This window comes from Bacillus sp. AY3-1 (genome assembly GCF_008368785.1).
Lineage (GTDB): Bacteria > Bacillota > Bacilli > Bacillales > Bacillaceae_G > Bacillus_A > Bacillus_A wiedmannii.
In genome coordinates this window covers 1-5008 of the sequence record NZ_QORZ01000045.1, presented here as the reverse complement: position 1 = coordinate 5008, position 5008 = coordinate 1, and the positions used below count along the sequence as shown (strand labels likewise).

The window sequence follows — 5008 nt, the reverse complement described above, 5'->3', positions numbered from 1 at the left end:
TCAGTTTTCAAAGAACTGCTCGTTCGCTCATTTGCGACTTCCTTATGTTAACATCTTCGTTAGTTAATGTCAACTAAGTTTTTCATTTTGTTTGCCGCGTTCTGCGTTATTGCATCGGCGACTTGTTCTATACTACACCTCTAAGGTGAAATCGTCAACACCTTTTTATAAAGATATTCAATTTAATATTTTTATGCTCTTTTAGCTAGATATGCCTCTACAAAGAGTCATTACTAGAAACCACCTTCTGCTTCTCTTTAATTTATTCTTCCAAAACATATTCGATTTCATTTGAACTCTAGACTTAATTCTTGTAGACATGTCCCTCCAACAAAACTAGCAACCTTATTTTAACAAATACTAGTATATAATTAGAGAGTTGTTGTACTAGCAATAAAACTCTATTAGAAGCAGGTGAAAATATGAAAGATATACGTATCCTTATAGCAGACGATGATAAAGAAATCCGAAATTTATTAAAAATATATTTAGAACGAGAATTATATATGGTAGATACTGCGGTTAATGGTGAAGAAGCCTTGCAATTATTTAATCAAAACAACTATAACCTCGTTATATTAGATCTTATGATGCCGAAAGTAGATGGTATCGAAGTATGTAGAAAACTTAGAGATAAAACTAACGTACCTATATTAATGCTAACCGCTAAAGATCACGAAATTGATAAAATTTTAGGTTTAAGCATTGGCGCTGATGATTACATTACGAAACCTTTCAGTATTCACGAAGTAGTTGCACGAGTAAAGGCTCTTATGCGGCGTTTTTTAGTTCTTGGAAGTAACACTACTGCACAAGAGAAAACAATTTTAGCTTTCAAAGGACTAACTATCGATTTAAATACATACACAGTTCATACAAATAAAGAAGAAATCAGCTTAACCGGAAAAGAACTGGAACTGTTGAAATTCTTTACTTCAAACCCAGGACAAGTATTTACAAAAACACAGCTCTTTCGAAATGTATGGGACGATAATTATATAGAAGACGATAATACCGTTATGGTACATATTCGAAAACTTAGAAAGAAAATAGAAATCAATCCTTCTAATCCAAAATTCATTCAAACTGTATGGGGAATTGGTTATAAGTTTGTAGGTGAAAAACTTGAAGACTGATAAAACCCTATTCCTTATTTCATTACAACTTATCATTTGCGGGCTTTTAAATATACAAATGGGCCCAAAAGGAAAGATGTCTTTATTTATTACCCTTATTTTAATTACAATGTATCTCTTCTTTTCAAGAATACAATTCATTCAACATCGCAAATCAGTGGACACAAAATTAGGTCGTGTACTAAAAGGAAATTTACAAACGAGATTATTCACAAGCAATGACCCCTCATTACATAGTATCGTTTTTTCAATAAACGAACTGATAGCTGAATTAGAAAAGGTTCGGATCAAAGCAAAAAGATCCGAGGAATCTAGAAAACAACTTTTGTCTAGTATCTCGCACGATATCCGAACACCACTCACCTCTATTATTGGATATATCGACGCTTTAAAAGATGGGGTTGCTGTTTCTGAAATAGAAAAGAAAGAATATCTTAAAATACTTTATATGAAATCAAATAACTTAAAACATCTAGTTAATGAAATATTCAATATGGCAAAGCTAGACGCCAATGAATTTCCACTAAAAGAAGAGGAACTCGACTTTTCTGAAGTTACTAGAGAAGTTTTGATTGAATTTTTACCTGAACTCTCAAAACATAATCTCGAACTACAGGTTCTCATACCAGAATCTACTTGTCCTATTATTGCAGACCACCTTAGCCTTATGCGAATTATGAGTAATTTGATAAAAAATGCCATTTATTACGGAAAAGACGGGAAAACATTAGGGATCGAACTACTAGAAACTGATACAGACTATGAACTTCTTATTTGGGATAAAGGCCCTGGTATTCCAAAACATGATTTACAAAACGTATTTGAACGAATGTACCGAAGCGAACAATCGAGAAACTCCTCTTCTGGTGGTAGCGGTCTCGGGCTTTCAATTTCTAAAGCACTCGTTGAGAGAAATGGTGGGCATATATGGGTTGAAAGTACTCCATGGAAACGAACTACTTTTGGCTTTTCAATTCCAAAATACATTTCTTTTAAGAAATAGTTAAGAAATGATTAATATGCAGTTAAGCCTTCCTTCTTATCATGTAATTAAGAACTTATAGAAAGTAGGTGTTTCCTATAAATACAATTATAAAAACGACTAACCTTACTAAAGTGTATGGCACACAAAAATCAGTAGATAATCTAAATATTAATGTTCAACAAGGCGAGATTTATGGATTCATAGGACGAAACGGTGCGGGCAAAACAACAACCATTCGTATGCTACTCAGTCTTATAAAACCTACAAGTGGAAATATTGAAATATTCGGAGAGGACTTATTTCAAAATCAAAAAGATATTTTAAGAAGAATTGGTTCTATCGTTGAGGTTCCAGGGTTTTATGAAAACTTAACTGCAAAAGAAAACTTATTAATTAATACAAAGATAATTGGGATTCACAAAAAGAATGCTATTGAAGAAGCATTAGAAATCGTAGGATTGCAGCATGAAACAAAAAAATTAGTTGGAAAGTATTCTTTAGGAATGAAGCAGCGCCTAGGTATTGCACGTGCCCTTCTCCATTATCCCGAATTACTCATACTAGATGAACCAACTAACGGGCTCGATCCCATTGGTATTAAAGAAATGCGAAAACTTATTAAATCTTTAGCTCAGGAAAGAAATATAACGATACTTATTTCCAGTCACATATTAGCTGAGGTAGAACAATTAGTTGATCGTATGGGAATTATTCATGAAGGAAGGTTACTAGAAGAAGTTTCTCTTAATACGCTACGTAAAGCAAACCGTAAGTACATAGAATTTCAAGTGAATAATGAAAACAAAGCCGCAATGCTATTAGAAAATCAGCTTCAAATCTTTGATTATGAAGTACATGATGAAGGGAATATTCGTATTTATTCTCATTTTGGACAACAAGGATACATCAACAGAACATTCGTTCTAAATGGTGTAGAAGTATTAAAAATGATGATAAGTGAAGATAGATTAGAAGATTATTTCACTAAATTAGTTGGAGGTGGAACAATTGGTTAATCTACTCTATACAGAACTACTAAAACTAAAACGCTCTAATATGTTTTTAATTAGCATTATTGGGGCTGGTGTCGCACCTTTCTTAGTCGTAGTAGCTTCTTATATACATATAAAAACCAAACAGCCCACTCCGACTATTTGGTTCCATCAATTATTTACTGATGTTAACTTATATACTACTTTAGTGATAGGATTCCCCTTATATGGAGTAGTAATTGCTTATCTGTTTACCCGTGAATATGCAGAAGACACACTAAAGAATTTACTAACTATCCCCGTATCGCGTATTAGCTTTATTATAAGTAAGTTCATCACTCTTTTTCTTTGGATCATAATGCTAACTTTAGTCGCTTGGGCACTTACTTTAATATTAGGGCTATTGGGGAACTTCCCTGGTTTTAACACTGCTTTATTTTTAGGTTCTTTTCTAAAATTTTTAATCTGTGGTGGACTTCTCTTTCTATTGTCTTCACCTATTGTGCTACTAACTCTTGTAATGAAGAGCTATGTACCACCTATTATATTAACAGTCATTATTACAATGACTAATCTTATGCTCGTAAACTCCAAACATAAAGATTTATTTCCGTGGACCGCTACTCTTGATATCGCAAATAATGAATTACAACCCACATATCCACCGGAATATTCTTATATCATCATTGCAGCAACAGCGGTTTCAGGATTTTTTGCAACACTATTCTATTTCAAAAGAGTAGACATTCATTAATTTATAGGAGTGAAACGATGAGCGATATCATTATTGCCTTCATACTCGGTATCGTAGAGGGGTTAGCCGAATTTTTACCTATCTCTTCTACTGGTCACCTTATATTAGTCGGGCATTTATTAGATTTTGAAGGAGAAAGAGCGAAAACGTTTGAAATTGTTATACAGCTAGGGGCAATTTTAGCTATTGCAATTTTATATCATAAACGCCTCGTTTCTTTATGTAATATTAAACCTCTTCTGCGGAAAGAGAAGAAATTCAACGCATTCCATGTATTTCTTGGCGTATTTCCAGCAGTAGTTGCTGGTTTACTACTACATGGTGTTATTAAAACTTACTTATTTCAGCCCTATACTGTCGTAATTGGACTTGTAGCAGGGGCAATTCTTATGCTCTTTGCAGAAGTAAAGAAGAAAGAGGCAACCTCCTATTCACTGGATGATTTAACATACCGTCAAGCATTAACAATTGGATTATTTCAATGCTTAGCAGTATACCCCGGCTTCTCTAGAGCTGGCTCTACTATTTCTGGAGGTCTATTAGCAAAAGTAAATTATAAAACTGCATCTGAGTTCTCTTTTCTCATTGCTCTTCCTGTAATGGTAGGCGCTACAGGCTTAGACTTGTTAAAAAGCTGGAAGTATTTAAGTGTCAATGATATCCCTATGTTTGTGGTAGGATTCATTACCTCTTTTATAGTAGCAATGTTAGCAGTAGTAACATTCCTAAAGCTTTTAGAAAAGATAGGCTTAAAACCTTTCGCATACTATCGTATTTTGTTAGCTATCTTATTTACGCTTTTCGTATTGCTATAAATTCATATAAGTCACAGATAAAAAACCGATATTCAAGTTAGAATATCGGTTTTTTATCCATTTCACATCAAGTACTACCTACTCCAATATGGCATAGCGGGAGTAAATCATCATTAATAATCCAAATGTTCTTCAAGCAATTTTAATCTTTACCGTACGACACTGCTCAAAAATTAAACACCCCTTGGACAGAGACCGAATGTGTATACAAACTATATCCATTCCGCATATATCATATTTCTTAATTCTCAATACACCGATACAAGTTCTAAATGTGTACAAAATGCTCATGCTTTATTAAACACGAAAAAACACAAGTCAAAAGA

Annotated in this window: 5 protein-coding genes; all 5 read left to right on the top strand. The window is 33.5% G+C overall.

Translation table 11 applies throughout. The features are described 5' to 3' along the window. The first annotated feature begins 422 nt into the window (after positions 1–422). The 5 genes from DN389_RS28110 to uppP all read left to right on the top strand — a co-directional run bounded on the left by DN389_RS28110 (position 423) and on the right by uppP (position 4682). Complete coding sequence (locus DN389_RS28110) at positions 423–1136, top strand: response regulator transcription factor (RefSeq protein ID WP_046953851.1); 714 nt, start codon at positions 423–425, stop codon at positions 1134–1136. Then, a complete protein-coding gene (locus tag DN389_RS28105) occupies positions 1126–2139 on the top strand; it encodes a sensor histidine kinase (RefSeq protein ID WP_142343699.1) in 1014 nt (337 codons plus the stop codon). The genes DN389_RS28110 and DN389_RS28105 overlap by 11 nt, the downstream gene beginning before the upstream one ends. Before the next feature lie 68 nt (positions 2140–2207). Next, positions 2208–3137: an ABC transporter ATP-binding protein gene (locus tag DN389_RS28100; protein ID WP_000484005.1), complete on the top strand. Its 930-nt coding sequence runs from the start codon at positions 2208–2210 to the stop codon at positions 3135–3137. Beyond that, positions 3130–3867 carry an ABC transporter permease gene (locus tag DN389_RS28095; protein ID WP_116891943.1) on the top strand — a complete coding sequence of 246 codons (738 nt, stop codon included), beginning with the start codon at positions 3130–3132 and terminating at the stop codon, positions 3865–3867. Before DN389_RS28100 ends, DN389_RS28095 begins: the two co-directional genes overlap by 8 nt. Positions 3868–3884: 17 nt before the next feature. Next, positions 3885–4682 carry an undecaprenyl-diphosphate phosphatase UppP gene (uppP, locus tag DN389_RS28090; protein ID WP_001279953.1) on the top strand — a complete coding sequence of 266 codons (798 nt, stop codon included), beginning with the start codon at positions 3885–3887 and terminating at the stop codon, positions 4680–4682. Positions 4683–5008 lie beyond the last annotated feature (326 nt).